Annotated in this window: 17 protein-coding genes; 9 read left to right on the top strand and 8 right to left on the bottom strand. The window is 72.3% G+C overall.

Annotation, left to right across the window (positions count from 1 at the left end):
• Positions 1 to 325: 325 nt before the first annotated feature.
• Together ACFV46_RS32300 and metH are read right to left on the bottom strand one after the other, a co-directional pair.
• Complete coding sequence (locus ACFV46_RS32300) at positions 326 to 1021, bottom strand: HAD family hydrolase (RefSeq protein WP_376728555.1); 696 nt, start codon at positions 1019 to 1021, stop codon at positions 326 to 328.
• A gap of 142 nt (positions 1022 to 1163) precedes the next feature.
• A complete protein-coding gene (gene metH, locus ACFV46_RS32295) occupies positions 1164 to 4685 on the bottom strand; it encodes a methionine synthase (RefSeq protein ID WP_385500822.1) in 3522 nt (1173 codons plus the stop codon).
• Positions 4686 to 4981: 296 nt separating this feature from the next.
• Between metH and ACFV46_RS32290 the strand changes: the two genes are divergently transcribed.
• The 6 genes from ACFV46_RS32290 (at position 4982) to ACFV46_RS32265 (ending at position 12386) form a co-directional block, all read left to right on the top strand.
• Positions 4982 to 5746, top strand: coding sequence for an IclR family transcriptional regulator (locus ACFV46_RS32290; protein ID WP_361931686.1), 765 nt, complete (start codon positions 4982 to 4984; stop codon positions 5744 to 5746).
• Positions 5747 to 6152: 406 nt separating this feature from the next.
• Positions 6153 to 6947: an MIP/aquaporin family protein gene (locus ACFV46_RS32285; RefSeq protein ID WP_361931689.1), complete on the top strand. Its 795-nt coding sequence runs from the start codon at positions 6153 to 6155 to the stop codon at positions 6945 to 6947.
• Positions 6948 to 7042: 95 nt separating this feature from the next.
• Positions 7043 to 8584 (top strand): glycerol kinase GlpK, encoded by a 1542-nt coding sequence (gene glpK, locus ACFV46_RS32280; protein ID WP_361931692.1) that lies wholly within the window; start codon positions 7043 to 7045, stop codon positions 8582 to 8584.
• Positions 8585 to 8632: 48 nt separating this feature from the next.
• Complete coding sequence (locus tag ACFV46_RS32275) at positions 8633 to 10249, top strand: FAD-dependent oxidoreductase (protein ID WP_376728554.1); 1617 nt, start codon at positions 8633 to 8635, stop codon at positions 10247 to 10249.
• A gap of 260 nt (positions 10250 to 10509) precedes the next feature.
• Positions 10510 to 11181, top strand: a complete 672-nt coding sequence (locus ACFV46_RS32270; protein ID WP_385500821.1) for a FadR/GntR family transcriptional regulator — start codon at positions 10510 to 10512, stop codon at positions 11179 to 11181.
• 206 nt (positions 11182 to 11387) lie between these two features.
• Complete coding sequence (locus ACFV46_RS32265; protein WP_283289921.1) at positions 11388 to 12386, top strand: PAC2 family protein; 999 nt, start codon at positions 11388 to 11390, stop codon at positions 12384 to 12386.
• A gap of 66 nt (positions 12387 to 12452) precedes the next feature.
• Here the strand turns inward: ACFV46_RS32265 and mshC are convergent, their stop codons facing one another.
• From mshC to ACFV46_RS32245, 4 genes are all read right to left on the bottom strand, one after another.
• The gene (mshC, locus tag ACFV46_RS32260; RefSeq protein WP_385500820.1) at positions 12453 to 13682 is read right to left on the bottom strand and encodes a cysteine--1-D-myo-inosityl 2-amino-2-deoxy-alpha-D-glucopyranoside ligase; all 1230 of its coding nucleotides are present in this window, start codon (positions 13680 to 13682) and stop codon (positions 12453 to 12455) included.
• 112 nt (positions 13683 to 13794) lie between these two features.
• Positions 13795 to 14613 (bottom strand): SCO1664 family protein, encoded by an 819-nt coding sequence (locus tag ACFV46_RS32255; RefSeq protein WP_385500819.1) that lies wholly within the window; start codon positions 14611 to 14613, stop codon positions 13795 to 13797.
• Complete coding sequence (locus ACFV46_RS32250) at positions 14577 to 15167, bottom strand: DUF3090 domain-containing protein (protein WP_361931705.1); 591 nt, start codon at positions 15165 to 15167, stop codon at positions 14577 to 14579. The genes ACFV46_RS32255 and ACFV46_RS32250 overlap by 37 nt, the downstream gene beginning before the upstream one ends.
• A 99-nt stretch (positions 15168 to 15266) precedes the next feature.
• Positions 15267 to 15965, bottom strand: a complete 699-nt coding sequence (locus tag ACFV46_RS32245; protein WP_376728551.1) for a histidine phosphatase family protein — start codon at positions 15963 to 15965, stop codon at positions 15267 to 15269.
• A gap of 62 nt (positions 15966 to 16027) precedes the next feature.
• On the opposite strand from ACFV46_RS32245, the gene ACFV46_RS32240 reads away from it, so the two are divergent.
• Positions 16028 to 17029: a magnesium and cobalt transport protein CorA gene (locus ACFV46_RS32240; protein ID WP_385500818.1), complete on the top strand. Its 1002-nt coding sequence runs from the start codon at positions 16028 to 16030 to the stop codon at positions 17027 to 17029.
• Positions 17030 to 17048: 19 nt separating this feature from the next.
• Here ACFV46_RS32240 and ACFV46_RS32235 read toward each other — a convergent pair whose 3' ends face one another.
• Both ACFV46_RS32235 and ACFV46_RS32230 read right to left on the bottom strand, forming a co-directional pair.
• On the bottom strand, positions 17049 to 17837 hold the full coding sequence (locus ACFV46_RS32235; protein ID WP_385500816.1) for a ferritin-like domain-containing protein: 789 nt from the start codon (positions 17835 to 17837) through the stop codon (positions 17049 to 17051).
• A 244-nt stretch (positions 17838 to 18081) separates the two neighbouring features.
• On the bottom strand, positions 18082 to 19137 hold the full coding sequence (locus ACFV46_RS32230; protein WP_361931717.1) for an LLM class F420-dependent oxidoreductase: 1056 nt from the start codon (positions 19135 to 19137) through the stop codon (positions 18082 to 18084).
• A gap of 175 nt (positions 19138 to 19312) precedes the next feature.
• Here ACFV46_RS32230 and ACFV46_RS32225 point away from each other — a divergent pair, with 175 nt between their 5' ends.
• Complete coding sequence (locus ACFV46_RS32225; protein ID WP_151783197.1) at positions 19313 to 20296, top strand: aldo/keto reductase; 984 nt, start codon at positions 19313 to 19315, stop codon at positions 20294 to 20296.
• Positions 20293 to 22422: a helix-hairpin-helix domain-containing protein gene (locus ACFV46_RS32220; protein WP_385500815.1), complete on the top strand. Its 2130-nt coding sequence runs from the start codon at positions 20293 to 20295 to the stop codon at positions 22420 to 22422. Before ACFV46_RS32225 ends, ACFV46_RS32220 begins: the two co-directional genes overlap by 4 nt.
• The last annotated feature ends 85 nt before the right edge of the window (positions 22423 to 22507 follow it).

The raw sequence follows: 22507 nt of genomic DNA, 5'->3' as shown, positions 1-22507 counted from the left end.
TGGGGCTTGTTCACTCAGTGGAATCGGGTGTGGACGCACCGGAAGGCTGAGGCGGGAAGGATTGGCGCACCGGTCCATCAATCGGGACACAAGGGTGCGCTCGAAACCGTTGTTCGGGGGCGAGCGGCACGAGGCGGGCGCCCCGCCGCACCCCCGGAGAGTGGTGAACGTCACAGATTGGACGATCTCGTCGACCGCTGGAATTCGGCCGTCCGGCCCGATCGAATTTACCTGCGGAATTTCTCCGCCCGCAATGCGCCATCAAAGCAGCACGCTCGGTGAACGACAGGCGTATTCAGGTTGTCATGGCAGTGACGAGTCGTTCTCAGACTGTCATCAGGCCGCGCAGAAATGCCAGATCCACGTGTTCGAGCGTGGGGACGACCGTGCGGCGGGCTGCCGGGGCGATGGGCGCGATCGAGGGGACGGCCACCACCTGGCAGCCGGCGGCCTCCGCGGCGGCGACGCCGGTCGCCGTGTCCTCGACGACCGCGCACCGGGCGGGGTCGGCGCCGAGACCGGCCGCGGCGAGCAGATACGGGTCGGGGTGGGGCTTGGTGCGGGTCACCTCGTCACCGGCGACGGTCAGTGAGAAGTGCTGCGGGCCGAGTGTGGTGAGCACCCGGTCGATGATGCGGCGGTGCGAGGCGGAGACGAGGGCCGTCGGGATCCGGTGCTCGGCCAGCTCGGCCAGCAGCCGGGCGGCTCCCGGCATCAGGGGCAGGGAGTGGTCGATACGGTCCTCGAAGCCCTGGTTGAGCAGGACCGTGAGTTCGTCGAGGCCGATGTCGGCGCCGGTGGCCTCGATCAGGAAGCCGGCGCTGCGGGTCATGGGCCCGCCGACCACGACGTGGCGCCAGGTGTCGTCCAGGGTGTGGCCGAGGGAGGCGAAGACCTCGACCTCGACGTCCCACCAGAAGCCCTCGGAGTCCACCAGGGTGCCGTCCATGTCGAGCAGTACGGCCTGCAGGGCCGAGCCGTCGGCCGTACGGGTCGACAGGGCGGGGACGGTGCTGGTCATCCACGTACCTCCTTCAAGGGACGACCAGGCCGGTTCCCACGGAGGGAACCGGCCTGCGGTGGACCGTCCAGTGTACGACGCCCGCCGGCGGATCGCCTGACGCACCGCTGTGCCCCCCGGCACAGCGGTGCGGGGCCCCGGGTCAGCGTGCGTTGAAGTACTTCGCCTCGGGGTGGTGGATGACGATGGCGTCCGTGGACTGCTCGGGGTGGAGCTGGAACTCCTCGCTGAGGTGGACGCCGATGCGCTCGGGCTGGAGCAGGTCGGCGATCTTGGCGCGGTCCTCCAGGTCGGGGCAGGCGCCGTAGCCGAGCGAGAAGCGGGCGCCGCGGTACTTCAGGGAGAACATGTCCTCCATGGCGGCCGGGTCCTCGCCGGCGAAGCCGAGCTCGGCGCGGACGCGGGCGTGCCAGTACTCGGCGAGGGCCTCGGCGAGCTGGACGGACAGGCCGTGCAGCTCGAGGTAGTCGCGGTAGGCGTTGGCCTCGAAGAGCCGGGCGGTCTCCTCGCCGATGCGGGAGCCGACGGTGACGACCTGGAAGCCGACGACGTCGGTCTCGCCGGACTCCTGGGGGCGGAAGAAGTCCGCGAGGCACAGACGGCGGCCGCGGCGCTGGCGCGGGAAGGTGAAGCGGGTCCGTTCGTTGCCGTGCTCGTCGAGGACGATCAGGTCGTCGTCCTTGGACACGCACGGGAAGTAGCCGTGGACGACGGCCGCCTCGAGGAGGTTGTCGGTCTGCAGCCGGTCGAGCAGGCCGCGCAGCCGCGGCCGGCCCTCGGTCTCGACGAGTTCCTGGTACGACGGGCCGTCCCCGGCGCGGGACTCCTTCAGGCCCCACTGGCCCTTGAACAGGGCGCCCTCGTCCAGCCAGGAGGCGTACTCCTTGAGCTGGATGCCCTTGCTGACGCGGGTGCCCCAGAACGGCGGCTCGGGGACGGGGTTGTCGGTGGCGACATCGGAGCGGACGTGCCCGTCCTCGGGGCGCTCCTCGACCACGGTCTGCGCGGTGGCCCGCACCCGGCGCTGCCGGAGCTCGGGCAGCTTGGCGCCGGGCACGCCGCGCTTGACGCCGATGAGGGCGTCCATCAGGCGCAGCCCTTCGAAGGCGTCGCGGGCGTAGCGGACCTCGCCCTCGTAGACCTCGTGCAGGTCCTGTTCGACGTAGGCGCGGGTCAGGGCGGCGCCGCCGAGGATGACCGGGTAGTCGGCGGCGAGGCCGCGCTGGTTCAGCTCCTCGAGGTTCTCCTTCATGATCACGGTGGACTTCACCAGGAGCCCGGACATGCCGATGACGTCGGCGCGGTGCTCCTCGGCGGCTTCCAGGATCGCGGAGACGGGCTGCTTGATGCCCAGGTTGACGACGTTGTAGCCGTTGTTGGACAGGATGATGTCGACGAGGTTCTTGCCGATGTCGTGGACGTCGCCGCGGACGGTGGCGAGGACGATGGTGCCCTTGCCGGCCTCGTCGCCCTCGACCTTCTCCATGTGCGGTTCGAGGTAGGCGACGGCGGTCTTCATGACCTCGGCGGACTGCAGCACGAACGGCAGCTGCATCTGGCCGGAGCCGAACAGTTCGCCGACGACCTTCATGCCGTCCAGGAGGGTGTCGTTGACGATGTCGAGGGCGGGCCGGTCCGCGAGGGCCGCGTCGAGGTCGGCCTCCAGGCCGTTGCGCTCGCCGTCGATGATGCGCCGCTTGAGGCGTTCCTCCAGCGGCAGGGCGGCCAGTTCCTCGGCCTTGCCGGCCTTGAGGGACTTGGCGGTGGCGCCCTCGAACAGGGCCATGAGCTTCTGCAGCGGGTCGTAGCCCTCGGCGCGGCGGTCGTAGATGAGGTCGAGGGCGGTGCGCACCTCTTCCTCGTTGAAGCGGGCGATCGGCAGGATCTTGCTGGCGTGCACGATCGCGGAGTCCAGGCCGGCCTTCACGCACTCGTCGAGGAACACGGAGTTCAGCAGGATGCGGGCGGCCGGGTTGAGGCCGAAGGAGATGTTCGACAGGCCCAGCGTGGTCTGCACGTCGGGGTGGCGGCGCTTGAGCTCGCGGATGGCCTCGATGGTGGCGAGGCCGTCCTTGCGGGACTCCTCCTGGCCGGTGCAGATGGTGAAGGTCAGGGTGTCGATGAGGATGTCGGACTCGTGGATGCCGCAGTTCCCGGTGAGGTCGTCGATCAGCCGTTCGGCGATCTCGACCTTCTTCTCGGGAGTGCGGGCCTGCCCCTCCTCGTCGATGGTCAGCGCGATCAGGGCCGCCCCGTGCTCCCGGGCCAGCTTCGTGACGCGCGCGAACCGCGACTCGGGGCCGTCGCCGTCCTCGTAGTTCACGGAGTTGATGACCGCGCGTCCGCCGAGCTTCTCCAGGCCGGCCTGGATGACGGGCACCTCGGTGGAGTCCAGCACGATCGGCAGCGTGGAGGCGGTGGCGAAGCGGCCGGCCAGTTCCTCCATGTCGGCGACGCCGTCGCGGCCGACGTAGTCCACGCACAGGTCGAGCATGTGCGCGCCCTCGCGGATCTGCTCGCGCGCCATCTCCACGCAGTCGTCCCAGCGGCCCTCCAGCATGGCCTCGCGGAACTTCTTGGAGCCGTTGGCGTTGGTGCGCTCGCCGATGGCCAGGTAGGAGGTGTCCTGGCGGAAGGGCACGGTCTGGTAGAGGGAGGCGGCGCCGGGTTCGGGGCGCGGGTCGCGCGGGGTCGGCTCCAGGTCCCGGACCCGCTCGACGAGCTGCCTCAGGTGCTCGGGGGTGGTGCCGCAACAGCCGCCGACGAGGGACAGCCCGTAGTCGCGGACGAACGTCTCGTGGGCGTCCGCCAGCTCCGGCGCGGTGAGCGGGTAGGTGGCGCCGTCCTTGCCGAGGACGGGCAGGCCCGCGTTCGGCATGCAGGACAGCGGGACGCGGGAGTGCCGGGAGAGGTAGCGCAGGTGCTCGCTCATCTCGGCGGGTCCCGTGGCGCAGTTCATGCCGATCATGTCGATGCCGAGCGGCTCGAGGGCCGTCAGGGCGGCGCCGATCTCGGAGCCGAGCAGCATGGTGCCGGTCGTCTCGACGGTGACGGAGACGATGATGGGCAGGTCCAGGCCGGACAGCTGGCGGGCGCGCTGGGCGCCGATCACGGCGGCCTTGGTCTGCAGCAGGTCCTGGGTGGTCTCCACGATCAGCGCGTCGGCGCCGCCGGAGATCAGGCCCTCGGCGTTCTGCTGGAAGGCGTCACGGATGGTGGTGTACCCGATGTGGCCGAGCGTGGGGAGCTTGGTGCCGGGGCCGATGGAGCCCAGCACCCAGCGGTCGCGCCCGTCGCGGGCGGCGTAGGCGTCGGCGGTCTCCCGGGCGATACGGGCGCCGGCCTCGGACAGCTCGAAGACGCGCTCGGGGATGTCGTACTCGGCCATCGCGGCGTGGTTCGCGCCGAAGGTGTTCGTCTCGACACAGTCCACGCCCGCGTCGAAGTACGCCTCGTGGACGGAGCGGACGATGTCCGGGCGGGTGACGTTCAGGATCTCGTTGCAGCCCTCGAGATTCTGGAAGTCCTCCAGCGTGGGGTCCTGGGCCTGCAACATGGTGCCCATCGCTCCGTCGGCGACGACCACGCGGGTGGCGAGGGCCTGACGGAGGGCGGACACACGGGTCCGGCTGTCGGCGGAAGGGGTCGGTGGCAACGAGGCCATGAAAGGGCTCCCTGGAGTGCGACGGCTGTCGGCTTTGCGCCCGCAGGGCAGGTTCCGCGGCGGGCGCACCACGCCAGCCTAGCCGGGAGCGCGGCGCGATGGTCGGGGCGTCCACGGGCCGGGACGAGGAGGGCCCCGGGAACGGCACCCGGTATACGTGTGACGCGGTCCGGACGGATGAAGTCCGACGGACCATTAGCGGTGGGTCGACATCGACCGGTAGTGTTCGACATTGCCGAACGACGGCAGCGACGTCGTGTAGGTCGACGGTCGAAGGGGACGGAGGCAGTACGGCGATGGCACGGAACATCCAGTCGCTCGAACGGGCGGCCGCGATGCTGCGGCTGCTCGCGGGCGGTGAGCGGCGCCTCGGCCTGTCGGACATCGCCTCCTCGCTGGGCCTCGCCAAGGGCACCGCCCACGGGATTCTGCGCACCCTCCAGCAGGAGGGGTTCGTCGAGCAGGACGAGGCGTCCGGGCGGTACCAGCTGGGCGCCGAGCTGCTGCGCCTGGGGACGACCTATCTGGATGTGCACGAGCTGCGCGCCCGCGCGCTGGTGTGGACGGACGACCTGGCGCGGTCCAGCGGCGAGAGCGTCTATCTCGGCGTGCTGCACCAGCAGGGCGTCCTGATCGTGCACCACGTCTTCCGCCCGGACGACAGCCGCCAGGTGCTGGAGATCGGCGCCATGCAGCCGCTGCACTCCACGGCGCTGGGCAAGGTGCTGTCGGCGTACGACCCGGTGGCGCACAGCGAGGCCATCGAGGCCGGCCGCAAGGCGTTCACCGAGCGCACGGTGTGCGAGCTGGACGACTTCGAGCAGCTCCTCGACCTGACCCGCGCGCGGGGGTACGCCGCCGACGTCGAGGAGACCTGGGAGGGCGTCGCGTCGATCGCCGCCCCCATCCACGACCGGCGCCGCATGCCGGTCGGCGCGGTCGGCATCACCGGCGCGGTGGAGCGCCTGTGCCGTGAGGGCGAGATCCGCCCGGAGCTGATCGCCGCGGTGCGGGACTGCGCCCGCGCGGTGTCGCGGGATCTGGGCGCCGGCCGCTTCTGAGCCGCCCTCCGCGCCGCCGGCAGGACCGGCGCGACCCTGGCCACGAGAGCTGACGACCGGGACGCCGAGCGGCGTTCCGGGCCTTGTCGTGCGTGTGCCGCGGTCCCGCCGACGGGTGGCGTGTACGCGGAGTGTCCCCTACGCGCCGGTACGCACACGTGACGTCGTATCGACAAATCAACACAGCCGATAACGATCGAGCATTCGGGAACAGGACTCTTGACGCACCCCTGACGCCGGGGCAAGACTCCCGTCCATCGGTCGGCATTGTCGAACACCTACCGGCAATACGCGCTAGAGTGGGACAACGCCAGAGGCCGGCATCGCTCTCATCCCGAGAGCAACGCGAACCACCGGAGGGACCCGGGGTTCGGCTTCCCCTGGACGAAGGACAAAGGAGTCGCGGGTGTCCAGCTCCGACATCTTCATCGGCGAGACCATCGGTACCGCCATACTCATCCTGCTCGGCGGCGGCGTCTGCGCCGCTGTCACGCTGAAGGCCTCCAAGGCCCGCAACGCCGGCTGGCTCGCCATCACCTTCGGGTGGGGCTTCGCGGTGCTCACGGCGGTCTACACCTCGGCACCGCTCTCCGGCGCCCACCTCAACCCGGCCGTGACCGTCGGCATCGCGATCAAGGACAACGACTGGAGCGACGTCCCGACGTACTTCGCCGGACAGCTCCTCGGCGCCATGATCGGCGCGGCGCTGGTGTGGGCCGCCTACGCCGGCCAGTTCACCGCCCACCTCACCGACAAGGAGATCGTCGGCGGCCCGGGCGCGCAGGCCACGACCGCCAAGGCCGTCGAGGCGCAGGAGAAGGGCGCCGGTCCCGTCCTGGGTGTCTTCTCCACCGGTCCCGAGATCCGCAACGTCGTGCAGAACCTGATCACGGAGATCATCGGCACCGTGGTGCTGGTGCTCGCGGTCCTCACCCAGGGCCTCAACGACAGCGGCAAGGGTCTCGGCACCCTGGGCGCCCTGATCACCGCTCTCGTGGTCGTGTCCATCGGTCTGTCCCTCGGCGGCCCGACCGGATACGCGATCAACCCGGCCCGTGACCTCGGTCCGAGAATCGTCCACGCCCTTCTGCCCCTGCCCAACAAGGGGGGCTCCGACTGGGGCTACGCCTGGATCCCCGTCGTGGGACCGCTCATCGGCGGTGCCGTCGCGGCAGGCATCTACAACGTCGCGTTCGCCTAGGAACAGCGCTTCACCCATCCGGGTGAGAAGCACCGAAACTCTCCGCGCACGCCGTACGTAAAGCCCCATAACCACGGAACTTCCAGGAGCTAACTGTGACCGACGCCCACACCGCGGGCCCCTTCATCGCCGCGATCGACCAGGGCACGACCTCGTCCCGCTGCATCGTCTTCGACCGCGACGGCCGGATCGTCTCCGTCGACCAGAAGGAGCACGAGCAGATCTTCCCGAAGCCGGGCTGGGTCGAGCACGACGCCACCGAGATCTGGACGAACGTCCAGGAGGTCGTCGCCGGAGCCATCGAGAAGGCCGGCATCACCCGCGACGACATCAAGGCCATCGGCATCACCAACCAGCGCGAGACCACCGTGCTGTGGGACAAGAACACCGGTGAGCCCGTCCACAACGCCATCGTCTGGCAGGACACCCGCACCGACGCCCTGTGCCGCGAGCTCGGCCGCAACGTCGGGCAGGACCGCTTCCGCCGCGAGACCGGTCTGCCCCTCGCTTCCTACTTCGCCGGTCCGAAGGCCCGCTGGCTGCTGGACAACGTCGAGGGCCTCAAGGAGCGCGCCGAGGCCGGCGACATCCTCTTCGGCACCATGGACACCTGGGTCATCTGGAACCTGACCGGTGGTGTCGACGGCGGCAAGCACGTCACGGACGTCACCAACGCCTCCCGCACCATGCTGATGAACCTGCACACCATGGAGTGGGACGCGAAGATCGCCGAGTCCATCGGCGTCCCCCTGCAGATCCTGCCCGAGATCCGCTCCTCCGCCGAGGTCTACGGCGAGATCACCGGCGGCAAGCTGGGCGACCTGCTCGGCGGCATCCCGGTGGCCTCCGCGCTCGGCGACCAGCAGGCGGCCCTGTTCGGCCAGACGTGCTTCGCCGAGGGCGAGACCAAGTCGACGTACGGCACCGGCACCTTCATGGTGATGAACACCGGTGACAAGATCATCAACTCCTACGCCGGTCTGCTGACCACCGTCGGCTACAAGATCGGCGAGCAGGACACGGTGTACGCCCTGGAGGGCTCGATCGCCGTCACCGGCTCGCTGGTGCAGTGGATGCGGGACCAGATGGGCCTGATCTCCACCGCCGCCGAGATCGAGACGCTCGCGCTCTCCGTCGAGGACAACGGCGGCGCCTACTTCGTGCCGGCCTTCTCCGGCCTGTTCGCCCCGCACTGGCGCTCCGACGCCCGTGGTGTGATCGCCGGCCTCACCCGGTACGTCACCAAGGCGCACCTCGCCCGTGCCGTCCTGGAGGCCACGGCCTGGCAGACGCGGGAGATCGCCGACGCCATGGTCAAGGACTCCGGCGTCGAGCTCGTCACCCTCAAGGTCGACGGCGGCATGACCGCGAACAACCTGCTGATGCAGACCCTCTCGGACGTCCTGGACGCGCCCGTGGTGCGCCCGATGGTCGCCGAGACGACCTGTCTCGGCGCCGCCTACGCCGCCGGTCTCGCCGTCGGCTTCTGGAACAGCACCGACGACCTGCGCGCCAACTGGCGCCGGGCCGCCGAGTGGACCCCCCGCATGGACGCGGAGACCCGCGACCGTGAGTACAAGAACTGGCTCAAGGCCGTCGAGCGGACCATGGGCTGGCTCGAGGACGACGAGAGCTGATCCGCTTCTCGCCGGCCCTCGCACTCTGATGAGGAGCAAGAACCCGATATGACCAGTCAGACCACCCTGCAGTCCGTGCCTGCCCTCGGTACGCACCCGGCCTCCGGCTCCCACCCGAGCCGCGCCGAGACCCGGGAGCAGCTCTCCAAGGCGTCGTACGACCTCCTCGTGATCGGCGGCGGCATCCTGGGCATCTCCACCGCCTGGCACGCCGCGCAGTCCGGCCTCAGGGTGGCCCTGGTCGACGCCGGCGACTTCGCCGGCGCCACCTCCTCCGCCTCCTCCAAGCTCCTCCACGGCGGTCTGCGCTACCTGCAGACCGGCGCGGTGAAGCTGGTGGCGGAGAACCACTTCGAGCGCCGTGCGGTCTCCCGCCAGGTGGCCCCCCACCTGGCGAACCCGCTCACGTTCTACCTCCCCGTGTACAAGGGCGGGCCGCACGGCGCCGCGAAGCTCGGGGCGGGCGTCTTCGCCTACTCCGCGCTCTCCGCGTTCGGTGACGGCGTCGGCCACCTCCTGTCCCCCGCCAAGGCGGCGCAGGACGTGCCGGAGCTGCGCACCGAGAACCTGAAGGCCGTGGCCGTGTACGGCGACGACCAGATGAACGACGCACGCATGGCGCTCATGACGGTCCGCGCGGCCGTCGAGTCCGGCGCGGTCGTGCTCAACCACGCCGAGGTCACCGGGCTGCGCTTCACGCAGGGCCGGGTGACCGGCGCCGACCTGCGGGACCGCCTGTCCGGTGACGAGTTCGGGGTGAACGCCCGGCTCGTGCTGAACGCCACCGGTCCCTGGGTCGACCACCTGCGCCGGATGGAGGACCCGAACGCGGCGCCGTCGATCCGGCTGTCCAAGGGCGCGCACCTGGTCCTGAAGCGGACCGCGCCCTGGAAGGCGGCGCTGGCGACCCCGATCGACAAGTACCGCATCACGTTCGCCCTGCCGTGGGAGGACATGCTGCTGCTGGGCACCACGGACGAGGTGTACGAGGGCGACCCCGCGGACGTCGCCGTCAACGACAAGGACATAGCCCAGATCCTGGACGAGGCGGCCTTCTCCGTCCGCGACCAGCAGCTGGACCGCGACCTGATCACGTACGCCTTCGCGGGCCTGCGGGTGCTGCCGGGCGGCCCCGGGGACACGGCGAAGGCCAAGCGCGAGACGGTCGTGACCGAGGGGCGCGGCGGGATGCTGTCCGTGGCGGGCGGCAAGTGGACGACGTTCCGGCACATCGGCCGGACCGTGATGAAGAAGCTGGAGGCGCTGCCGGGCGCTCCGCTCGGCGACGACTTCGAGCCCATCTCGGCGCTCCCGAAGAAGCTGCCGCTGCCGGGCATCGCGAACCCGCGCGCGGTCGCCCACCGGCTGCTGACCGACCGGCCGGCCCCGGGGCCGCGCATGGCGGCGGACACCGCCCGGCACCTGGCCACCCACTACGGCTCCCTGGCCTTCGACATCGCCCGTCTCGCCAACGAGAACCCGGAGCTGGGCGAGCGTGTCCACCCCGACGCCCCGGAGATCTGGGCGCAGGTCGTCTACGCCCGGGACAACGAGTGGGCGGAGACGGCGGACGACGTGCTGCGCCGCCGGACGACGCTGACGATCCGGGGCCTGGCCACGGACGACGTCCGGGCGAAGGTGCAGGACGTGCTCGACAAGAAGTGACCTCGCGCGCGGCGGGCGGTTTTCGCCGGATGAGCCGTCCGCCGCGTGAGGTCCGGCCACTCCCCTGACCGCGCCGGACCACACGAGGGCGGCCCCTTCCGCACCGGGGCCGGCCACCACCGAAGGGGCGGCTCCTCGCCGACGGAGCCGCCCCTTCGCGCTGCCAGGACCGCGGACGCCCGCCTGGGCGGCCGTCCATAATGTGGGCCCGAGACATCGGAGGTCTCGTGGGGCGTGGTGGACGGACGGGGAGGGCGGCCATGGCGGTCACCGACGAGGCGATCGAGAAGATCAAGGGCATGATCGTCTCGGGTGCGCTGCGCCCCGGCGACCGGCTGCCCAAGGAGAGCGAGCTCGCCGCCGGGCTCGGGCTGTCCCGCAACTCGCTGCGGGAGGCGGTGCGGGCCCTGTCACTGATCCGCGTCCTGGACGTCCGCCAGGGCGACGGGACGTATGTGACGAGCTTGGACCCGCAGTTGCTGCTGGAGGCGCTGAGCTTCGTCGTCGACTTCCACCGCGACGACACGGTGCTGGAGTTCCTGGCGGTGCGCCGCATCCTGGAGCCGGCGGCCACGGCGATGGCGGCGGCCCGGATCGGCGAGCGGCAGCTCGACGCGCTGGCCGAGCGGCTGGACCGGCTCGGTGACGCCCCGTCGGTGGAGGAACTCGTGGCGAGCGACCTGGAGTTCCACCGGGCCATCGTCGCCGGCGCGGGCAACTCGGTGCTGTGTTCGCTGCTCGACGGTCTGTCGGGGCCGACGACACGGGCCCGGATCTGGCGGGGGCTGACCCAGGAGGACGCGGTCCGCCGGACCCTGCAGGAGCACCGGGCGATCCTGGCGGCGCTGCGGGACCGGGACGCGGAGGCCGCGCGGTCGTGGGCGACCGCGCACATCGCGAGCGTGGAGCAGTGGCTGCGCTCGACGCTGTGACCGGCGCCGGGCCGTGCAGCGGAACACGGCGGCCGGGGAACCGCGTTGTGCCATAGGGCGTGGACGTCGGATCTCTGCCGGGGGTGTTCCCGGGTGGGGATCGGGGCAGTGATCCCGCATCGCCCCTGCGAGGGGGCTGCGGGCGCCCCCGCCGCACGCCGTAAGGTTGGTTCGTCAGGCGAGGGCACGTCGGAAGGAGGCGCTGGGTGATCGAGCTCGAGGGGGTTCCCGAGCTGATCGACCCGGTCATGGTGGCCGCGTTCGAGGGCTGGAACGATGCCGGCGACGCCGCCTCCACCGCGGTCGCGCATCTGGACAGGGAGTGGAAGGGCGAGGTGTTCGCGGCGCTGGACGCCGAGGACTACTACGACTTCCAGGTGAACCGGCCCACGGTGTGGATGGACGCCGGAGTGCGCAAGATCACGTGGCCGACGACCCGGCTGTCCGTGGTCCGGGTCGGCGGTGACAAGCCGCGCGACCTCGTGCTGGTCCGCGGTATCGAACCGTCCATGCGCTGGCGCTCGTTCTGCAACGAGCTGCTCGGCTTCGCGCACGAGCTGGGCGTGGAGCTGGTGGTCATCCTGGGCGCCCTGCTCGGGGACACCCCGCACACCCGTCCGGTCCCGATCAGCGGGACCACCTCCGACCCGGACCTGGCCCGCAGGATGGATCTGGAGGAGACCAAGTACGAGGGCCCGACGGGCATCGTCGGCATCCTCCAGGAGGCCTGCACGCACGCCGGGGTGCCGGCGGTGTCGCTGTGGGCGGCGGTGCCGCACTACGTGTCGCAGCCGCCGAACCCGAAGGCGACGCTGGCGCTGCTGAACCGCCTGGAGGACCTGATCGACGTGCGGATCCCGCTGGGCGAGCTGCCCGAGGACGCGCGCGCCTGGCAGGTCGGCGTGGACCAGCTGGCCGCGGAGGACAGCGAGGTCGCCGAGTACGTGCAGACGCTGGAGGAGGCCCGGGACACCGCGGAGCTCCCGGAGGCGTCGGGCGAGGCGATCGCCCGCGAGTTCGAGCGCTATCTGCGCCGCCGGGACGGCGGTGGGCCCACGGCGGGCGGGCACGCCACCGACGGCCAGGACGGCCCTCCGGGACCGCCGTACCGGCGGGAGGGTCCCGGTGGCCGGACGCGTCCGCCGAAGCCGCCGCGGTCCGGCGGCAAGGACACGGACGAGGACGGCGAGTCCTCGGAGGACTGAAAGCCACGGACGAACGAACGAGGGCGGTGCGCGCGGACGCACCGCCCTCGTTCGTGCTCCGGCCGGCTACAGGGCCACGCCCATCAGCGCGTCCACGGCGCGGGAGACGACGCCGGGAGCTGCGATGTCCGCGCCGCCGTGCTCCTCCTGGGAGGCGGCCCAGCGGTCGACGGCGGCGAGGGCGGTGGGCGCGTCCAGGTCGTCGGCGAGGGCGTCGCGGATCTCCTCGACGAGGGCCTCGGCGGACGGTCCGTCGGGCCGGGAGACGGCGGCGCGCCAGCGGTCCAGGCGGGCGACGGCGTCCCGGAGCACGTCGTCGGTCCACTCCCAGTCGGCCCGGTAGTGGTGGGCGAGCAGGGCGAGCCGGATCGCGGCCGGGTCGACGCCGTCGCGGCGCAGCTGCGAGACGAAGACCAGGTTGCCCTTGGACTTGGACATCTTCTCGCCGTGCAGGGCGACCATGCCGGCGTGGACGTACGCCTTGGCCATGGGGAACTCGCCGGTCAGCACCTGGGCGTGGGAGGCGCCCATCTCGTGGTGCGGGAAGGCGAGGTCGGAGCCGCCGCCCTGGACGTCGAAGCCCATGCCGAGGTGGTCGAGGGCGATGGCGACGCACTCGATGTGCCAGCCGGGGCGGCCCCGGCCGAGGGAGCCGCCGTCCCAGCTGGGCTCGCCGGGGCGGGCCGCCATCCACAGCATCGGGTCGAGGGGGTTCTTCTTGCCCGGCCGGTCCGGGTCGCCGCCGCGCTCGGCGGACAGCAGCCGCATGGCGGCGGCGTCCAGGTGGGAGACCTGGCCGAAGTGCGGGTCGGACTCGACGGAGAAGTAGATGTCGCCCTCGAGCTCGTAGGCGGCGCCGGCCTCCCGGAGCCGTTCGACGAGCGGGACGATGCCCGGTATGGCCTCGACGGCGCCGATGTAGTGCCGCGGCGGCAGCATCCGCAGGGCCGTCATGTCCTCCCGGAAGAGGGCGGTCTCCTTCTCGGCGAGGGCCACCCAGTCGACCGAGTCGCGTTCGGCCCGCTCCAGGAGCGGGTCGTCGACGTCGGTGACGTTCTGGACGTAGTGGACCTGGCGCTTGGTGTCGAGCCACACGCGCTGCACGAGGTCGAACGCGTTGTAGGTCGCCGCGTGCCCCAGGTGGGTGGCGTCGTACGGGGTGATGCCGCAGACGTAGATACGGGCGACGGGACCGGGGTCGAGGGTGACGAGTCCGCCGGTCGCGGTGTCGTGGATCCTCAGGTCGCGGCCCTGACCAGGCAGGGCGGGGACCTCAGAAGCGGGCCAGGCATGCATGCCATGAGCCTAACCGGACTGGAGTTCCGTATACGAACCGGATCGGGCCGGATGGCCGGTAAGGCGCTCTTGCATGAGGGGCGGCCGGTGTGCATCCGGCCGCCGCGTGGTCCTACACGGGCGGCCAGGGGATGGCCGGCCACTCCCCGCCGGGCTCGGGGTGGACGCCGGTGCTGCGCAGGGTGGCGACCCGCGCGCGGGTGGCGTCCAGCTCGGCGGGGGTGATCAGCTCCGCGAGGCGCGTCGCGAGGGCGCCGCCTTCCTTCAGGCCGTCGTCCAGGGTGCGCAGGACCCGCAGGGCGTCGTCGGTCAGCGGCTCCCCCGCCCAGCCCCACAGCAGGGTGCGCAGTTTGTTGTCGACGTGGAAGGTCACGCCGTGGTCGATGCCGTGGAGCCGGCCGTCCGCGGTGGGCAGCAGGTGCCCGCCCTTGCGGTCGGCGTTGTTGATCACGGCGTCCAGGACGGCGAGCCGTCGCAGCCGTTCGTCGTCGGCGTGCACGAGGAGCGCGGTGCGGCCCTCGCCGACCTCGGCGAGGCCGATCGCCTTCCAGCCGGGCTCCGGCTCCTCGGCGTCCACGAGGGCGAGGAGTTCCGCCTCGGGGGCGACGTCGATCCACAGCTGGACCATGCCCTCGCCGTACGGCCCGTCCCGCAGCACGGTGGGCGGTACGAGCCCCCAGCCGGTCGCCTCGGAGACCTCGTAGGCGGCGACCTCCCGCTCGGCGAGGGTGCCGTCGGGGAAGTCCCACAGCGGCTGCTCTCCGGCGACCGGCTTGTACACGCAGGACGTCTCCCGCCCGTCGTGGGCGACGGTGCACAGGAGCGCGGCGTTGGACGCCTCGCGGATGCGGCCGCGCACCGTCAGCTCACCCTCGGTGAGCAGGTCCACGGGGGTCACGCTCCGCGGCGGTATCCGTTCTGGCGCGGACATACGTGTCCTTCCGGGTCGAGCGGGAGGCTGCACAGCGGGCACGGCGGCCGCCCGGCGTTGACGACGTCCAGGGCGCGTTTGGCGAAGGCCCTCGCCTGGGCGCCGGTGAGCCGGACCCGCAGCATCGGCGGGCCGTTCTCCTCGTCCTGGAGGAGCCGCTCCTCGGCCTCGGCGAGGTCCTCCTCGGTCTCGGCGTCGAGCTCCACCAGGGCCTGCGCCTCGACGATCATGCGCTGTTCCTCGCCGTCCCAGGCCAGGGCCATGGTGCCGACGCGGAACTCCTCCTCGACGGGGGTCTCCAGCGGGTCGGTGTCGGCGACCTCGCTGGGGGCCACGGCGGGGACGGCCGCGCTGCCCCCGCTGCGCCGTACGACCTCGTCCAGCAGTTCGTCCATGCGCTCGGCGAGGGCGGCGACCTGCGTCTTCTCCAGGGCCACGCTGGTCACGCGGGGGCCGGCGGTGGCCTGGAGGAAGAACGTACGGCGTCCGGGCAGTCCGACCGTGCCGGCCACGAAACGGTCCGGGGGGTCGTAGAGGAACACCTGACGGGACACGTCCTGTCTCCATGGGGGTCGTGAGTACGGCGGTTCGTGGAAGTCACGGGTGGTGCGGGCGGCGCTGCTTCGACCGCTTCACCCTACTGCGCCGGACGATCACGGTGCGCCCGCGCCGCCCCCGACGGCGGCGTCACCGGCCGTGTCACCGGCGGCGGGCTCCTCGCGGGGGGCGAGGGACGCGAAGTCGCCGGTGTCCCCGAGGCGGACGAGGAACGGCCTCAGACGGGTGTAACGGATCGCGGTGATGGAACACGGTTCAACGGAGATCCTCTGGAAGAGGTCGAGATGAAGACCGAGTGCGTCCGCGACGAGCGACTTGATGATGTCGCCGTGCGAGCACATGACGTAGACGGCGTCGGCGCCGTGGTCGCGCTCCACGCGCGCGTTCCACTCGCGGACGGCCTCGGCGGCGCGGCTCTGCATGGCCCGCATCGACTCGCCGCCGGGGAACGCCGCCGCGGAGGGGTGCGCCTGGACGACGTCCATCAGCGGCTCGTCCTTGAGGTCGGCGAGCTTGCGGCCGGACCAGTCGCCGTAGTGGCACTCGCCAATGCGCTCCTCGGTGTGCGCGGTGAGGCCGGGGCGGGCGTCCAGAAGGGGGCGGATCGTCTCCTGGCAGCGCTGCAGGGGGCTGCTGACGACCTCGGCGATCGGCAGGGCGGCGAGCCGGGCGGGCAGCGCGGCGGCCTGCCGGGTCCCGCGTTCGTCGAGGGCGACGCCGGGCGTCCAGCCGGCGAGAACGCCTTCGGTGTTGGCGGTGGAACGTCCGTGGCGGACCAGGATCAGCGTGGGCATGCCGTCCAGCCTAGGCATACGGGCGGACGCACTCGGGACCGGATGACGGGAGAACACACTCTGTGATCGTCGACTGCGCCATCTACCGTGACGGGCGTCGATCGGAGGGGCCCCCTCGGGACTTCTCCGACGCCCTCGACCTATGCCGTCTGCGGGACGACGCCTTCGTGTGGATCGGCCTGCACGAGCCGACCGAGGACGAGTTCGACAAGGTCACCGAGGAGTTCGGGCTGCATCCGCTGGCCGTGGAGGACGCCTTGAAGGCGCACCAGCGGCCCAAGATGGAGGTGTACGACGACTCGCTGTTCGTGGTCCTCAAGCCGGTCGGCTACGAACCGAACAGCGATGTGGTCACCGCGGGTGAGGTGATGCTGTTCATCGGCGACTCGTTCGTGGTGACGGTCCGGCACGGCGAGGAGAGTCCGCTCGGGGCGGTCCGCAAGCGCCTGGAGGACGAACCGGACATGCTGCGGCACGGGCCGACGGCGGTGCTGTACGCGGTCGCCGACGCCGTGGTCGACCACTATCTCGAAGTGGCCGGGGAGCTGAGCGTCGACCTGGACGAGTTGGAGGCGGAGGTGTTCTCGCCGGCGGCGGGCGGCTCGCGGAACACGGCCTCGCGCGTGTACGCCTTCAAACGGCAGGTCCTGGAGTTCCGCAGGGCGACGGGCCCGCTGGCGCAGCCCCTGGCCCGGCTCGCCCAGACCGGGCCGACCGGCGCGCGGGTGCCGTTCGTGCGCGACGAGGCGCAGCCGTTCTTCCGGGACGTGAGCGACCACCTCACGCGCGTCAACGAGTCCGTGGAGGGCCTGGACCGGCTGGTCTCGGACGTCCTGTCGGCGCATCTGGCGCAGACGGGCGTGCGGCAGAACGACGACATGCGCAAGATCTCCTCGTGGGCGGCCATGGCCGCGCTCCCCACGCTGCTCGCGGGGATCTACGGCATGAACTTCGAGCACATGCCCGAGCTGACCTGGGAGTGGTCGTACCCGGCGCTCCTCGTGATCATGGCCGCCCTGGAACTCCTGCTGTACCGGACCTTCAAACGCCGGGGGTGGTTGTAGGCGCTTCCCCCTCGGGCGGTCAGGCGAACTCGGGTGCGGAGGTGGCCGGGCCGCCGAGGGCGTCGCGGCGCTCCGGCATGCGCAGGGACACCATGCGCCGCCAGCCCGCGATCCGCTCCCAGGCGTACACCGCGTGGATGCCCGCGGCGAGGACGGCGGCCTTGGGGCGGGACCAGCCCAGGATGCGGCCCATGTGGTCCATGACCGCGAGGCTGACGTCCCGGTAGATGCGGATCTCGGCGAGCGCGCACTCGCGCAGGGTTCGCTGGATGGCCCGGCCGTGGCCCTGGGCGGCGTAGCGCAGCAGTTCCTCGTGGCAGTAGGCGAGGTGGTTGTCCTCGTCGCCGGAGATCATCCGCACCGCGCGGCCGATGTCGGGGTGGTCGGCGAAGTGCTTGCGCAGCAGGTCCATCTGCTCGGAGGCCCGCTGCTCGGTGACCCGGCTGTGCGCGAGGTAGGTGACGATGTCCTGCACGGTGAGCGGCCGGTCGCTCTTGAGCTTGTCGTGGGCGAGGCCGATGCCGTGGCGTTCCAGCAGCATCGTGTAGTCGGTCTCGGGCGGGACGGGCACCGGTTCGAGGCCGCGCTTCTTCAGCAGGGCGTTGAAGATCCGCCCGTGCTTGTCCTCGTCGGCACCGTGCCGGGTGATCTTGGGGGCGAGGGCGTGTTCGCTCGGGGGGACGAGCGCGGCGATGCGCGCGTTCTCCCAGCCGCCCTGGGACTCCCCGCTGGCCGCGATGGAGCAGAACAGCCGGAACGACTCGTCGTTGTCGAGGATCTCCTGGAACAGACTCTTGGCCGAAAGCATCGTGGGGCACCTCTCTCAGGACGCCGCAGGAATCCCGCGAAGAACGAGTCAAATGCGGTGAGAGGGGTGCTGCAACAGCTGTGTCGGACAACTGGGCCGAACGGATGACACGCGGGGCACGACGGATGCGTAACCCCGCGGGACCCGCGCCCGTTGTTCTTTGTGACGGCCGTGGCGGGGAAGACCCCCGAGCCCCCACCACGGCCGTAGGAATGTCCGGGACCGGGGTCCCGGAGTCAGAGGGTCAGGCGAGGCCGGCGCGCTCCAGGGCCTCGACGCCGGCGCGCAGCGAGCGCAGCCGCTCGTCGAGGGTGAAGCCGGCCGGGGCGAGGGACAGCGTGGTGACACCGGCGGCGGCGTAGGCCTTCATCCGGTCGGCGATGCGGTCGACGGAGCCGAGCAGCGTGGTCCGGTCGATCAGCTCCTGCGGTACGGCGGCAGCGGCGCCCTGCTTGTCGCCGGAGAGGTACCTGGCCTGGATGTCGGCGGCTTCCTTCTCGTAGCCCATGCGCTGGGCGAGCTGGTTGTAGAAGTTCTGCTTGGCGCTGCCCATGCCGCCGACGTACAGCGCGGTGTAGGGGCGGAAGGTGTCGGCGAGCGTGGCGACGTCCTTGTCGTCGCCCACGGCGAGCGGCAGCGTCGGGCAGACGTCGAAGCCGTCGAGGGTCTTGCCGGCCTTCTCGCGGCCCGCGCGCAGATGCCGGATGGTGGTGTCCTCCAGGTGGTCCGCGGAGGGGAAGATGAGCAGGGCGCCGTCGGCGATCTCGCCGGTCTGCTCCAGGTTCTTGGGGCCGATCGCCGCGATGTAGAGCGGGATGTGCTCGCGCTGCGGGTGCACGGTCAGCTTGATCGGCTTGCCGGGGCCGCCGGGCAGCGGCAGCGTCCAGTGCTCGCCCTCGTAGCTGAGGCGCTCACGGGTCATGGCGCGGCGGACGATCTCGACGTACTCGCGGGTGCGGGCGAGCGGCTTGTCGAACTTGACGCCGTACCAGCCCTCGGAGACCTGCGGTCCGGAGACGCCGAGGCCGAGCCGGAAGCGGCCGCCGGACAGGGAGTCCAGGGTCGCGGCGGTCATCGCGGTCATCGCGGGCTGGCGGGCCGGGATCTGGAAGATCGCGGAGCCGACGTCGATGCGCTCGGTCTGGGCGGCGACCCAGCTGAGCACGGTGGCGGCGTCCGAGCCGTACGCCTCGGCGGCCCAGCACACGGCGTACCCGAGCCGGTCCGCCTCCTGTGCGACGGCGAGATTGTCCGCGTCCATTCCGGCACCCCAGTAGCCGAGGTTGATCCCGAGCTGCATGGCCGACTCCTCTTACCGATCAGTAACGTCCTGTGTGGGCCAGACCTTAGCGCGGGGGGCCTCTCACGGGGAGGGCGGTGGGGCGGGCGTCGCCCGTGCGGCGCCGCCGACCTCGCCGAAACTGGTCATCCACAGGCCCCCACAGGTCAGGTTCTGGCCAGTAATCTCGGCGTTCATGGAGCAGAGGCATCTCGGCCGCACCGGCCTGCGCGTGTCCCGGATCGGGCTCGGCACGCTCACCTGGGGAAGGGACACCGACGAACACGACGCGGCGGACCTCCTGAAGACGTTCTGGGAGGCGGGCGGCACCCTCGTGGACACGGCCGACGTGTACGGCGACGGGGAGGCCGAGTACCTGCTGGGCCGGCTCATGGAGGGACTCGTCCCGCGCCGGGACCTGGTCATCTCCACGAAGGCGGGCAGCGTCCCCGACCCCGACCGCAGGTTCGACGGCTCGCGCGGCCATCTGCTCTCCGCGCTGGACGCCTCGCTGGCCCGCCTCGGCACCGAGTACGTCGACATCTGGCACATCCACGCCTACGACCCGCACACCCCGCTCGACGAGACGCTGCACGCCCTCGACCTGGCGGTGTCCAGCGGCCGCGCCCGGTACGTCGGCGTCTCCAACTTCTGCGGCTGGCAGCTCGCCAAGGCGGCCACCTGGCAGCTCGCGGCTCCGGGCACCCGGACCCGGCTGGCGAGCACGCAGCTGGAGTACTCGCTGCTCCAGCGGGGTGTGGAGCGCGAGGTGCTGCCCGCCGCGCTGGACCTGGGGGTCGGTCTGCTGCCGTCGTCGCCGCTGGGCCGGGGCGTGCTGACCGGCAAGTACCGCAACGGGACGCCACCGGACTCGCGCGGCGGCTCGGAGCACCTGGCCCCGTTCGTCGCCCCGTACCTCGACGACACGGCGAGCCGCATCGTGGACGCCGTGCAGACGGCCGCCGACGGGCTGGCCGTCTCCCCGCTCCAGGTCGCCCTCGCCTGGGTCCGCGACCGGCCCGGCGTGACCGCCCCCGTCATAGGCGCGCGCACCGCGCAGCAGCTCACGGCCGCGTTGTCAGTGGAGGACCTTAGTCTTCCTGACGAGATCTGCCGGGCGCTCGACGACGTCTCCGCGCCCGTGCACCGCTATCCCGATCACGACTGGAGCACGCTGTGAGCACGGAGCCGCCCGAGACCACGGAGGACGCCGAGCCGGGGACGCCGGCGGCCGGGGACGAGCCGTCCGGCACCGCCGCGTCCGAGGGGGACGCGGCGAAGCAGCTGTCGGAGGCCGAGGCCGAGCTCGCCGCCCAGCGCCTGGAGCGGGAGCGGATCGAGCGGCGCAAGGCCGAGAAGCAGGGGCCCGTGGCCGCCGGGGCCAAGCTCAGCGGGAAGGCCGCGGACCTGCTGGCCGCGGTCCGGGCCGTGGAGAGCGGCGCCACACCCGCGGCCACCGTCTTCAGCGAGCCGGAGCCCCCGCGCCGCCCGGCGCCCGAGCCGGTGCGCCGCCCCGAGCCCGTGGCCGGGCCGAGCGCGCCCGCCGCGCCCGCGCCGGAGAGCGTCGAGGCGGTGCGGGGTGTGCTGACCGAGGGCGGCGCCCCGGAAGGGCTCGCCCCGCAGGTGGCGGCGGCCCTCGGCGAGGTCGCCGCGCAGGCGCTGCGGGAGGACCCGTGGCAGCTGCTGCGGGTTCCCGGCGTACGGCCCGAGCAGGCGGACGGGTTCGCGCGGGCGCTGCTCGGCGCCGCGTGCGCGCCGGACGACGAGCGGCGCGGGCGCGCGGTCACCGGATGGCTGCTGGAACAGGCGGCGCTCGCCGGGCACACGGCGCTGGAGCTGCCCGCGCTGACGGCGGCGCTGGCCCGGCAGGGCGTGCCCGACCCCGACGCGGCCGTGCAGGACACCCTGGCCGAGGGTGAGGCCCTGGCGTTCCAGGACGCCCTGGACCAGCCCGGCGCCCCGGCCGCCGCGAGCGGCGAGGCGGGCGAGGGGGGCGAGGGAGAGGAGCGGCCGGTCCGGGTCCTCGTCGGCCTGGAGCGGTACGCCCTCGCCGAGGAGAGCCTCGCCGACGGACTGGCCCGGCTGATCAACTCCGTGCCCAAGCAGGACGGTTCGGCCGAGGAGTGGGAGCGCGCGGCGGGCGGCGCGGGTTCCGCCGCCGAGCTGATCCGCGCGGTCGCCGGGCACGGACTCGTCCTGCACACCGGCGGGGAGGCGTCACTGGCCGAGCCGGCCGCCCTGCTGCGTGCGGCGGGGGCGCTGGGGCTGCGGGCCTGGGCCGCCGCGCACACCCCGGCCGGCCGCGACCGCTTCGCCGCCCTCCCCGACGGGCCGGACGCGGAGGCCGGCCGGACCGCGGCGACCGTCGCCGGTCTGCTCTCCGGCGCGGAGGGCCCCGGCCGGGACACGGACGGCGCCCTCGACCTGGACCTGCTCGTCGTGCTGGACGCTCCCCTGCTGGACGTCGAGACGGCGGCCCTGCTGACCGAGTCGCTGCCCGACGGCGCCCGGCTGGTCCTGGCCGGCGACCCCGGAGTGCTGTGGTCGGCGGGCCCGGGCCGGGTGTTCGCCGATCTGCTGGCGGCGCGGGTCTGCCCGCAGGTCGCCTCGCGGCGCCCGGACCCCGGCCCGCTGGGCGAGCTGGTGTCCGGCATCGGCATCGGCGAGCTCAACCAGGTGGAGGCCCCCGGCAAGGAGGTCGTGATCGTGCCGGTGCGGGACGCGGGCGAGGCCGTGCACCGCACGGTGCAGCTCGTCGCGGACTCGGTGCCGCGGGCCATCGGCGTCCCGCCGGAGGACACCCAGGTGATCACGCCGGGACACGGCGGCGCGGCCGGTACGCGCGCGCTCAACGCCGCGCTCAAGGCGCGCCTCAACCCCGGTCCGGGCCGCTTCGGCGGCTTCGACCCCGGCGACCGCGTCGCCTACTCCCCCGCGCCGGGCCGTACGGTGCCGGGGCAGGTCGTGGGGGCCGACGCCGAAGGGCTGCGGCTGACCTGCGCGGGAGAGGCCGTGCTCGTGCCGAGGGAGCGGGTCGAGCAGTCCGTGCGGCACGGCTGGGCGCTCACCGCGCACCAGGCGGCGGGCGGCCGCTGGCCGGCGGCGGTCGTGGTCCTGCCCGGTGACGCCGTCCAGGCGCTGAGCCGTCCCTGGGTCTACACGGCCTTCAGCCGCGCCGACCGTCATCTGTCCGTCGTCCACGGCGTGGAACAGGCCCTGCCCCGGGCCGTCGCCGAGGTCCCGGCGAAGCCGCGCACGACCCGGCTGGCGGCGCTGCTGCGGCCGCAGGTGCCCACGCCGGCGTGATCCGGCCGTCCGATCACGACCACGACGGGGGGGGGGCGGCCGGGTGGGGGTCGGGAGCCCCCCCCCCCGGGGTGGGGAGCCCCCG

The organism is Streptomyces sp. NPDC059852, from assembly GCF_042731455.1.
GTDB lineage: Bacteria > Actinomycetota > Actinomycetes > Streptomycetales > Streptomycetaceae > Streptomyces.
The sequence above is the reverse complement of the archived record's forward strand: the minus strand, read 5'-3'. Positions and strand labels throughout refer to the sequence as shown.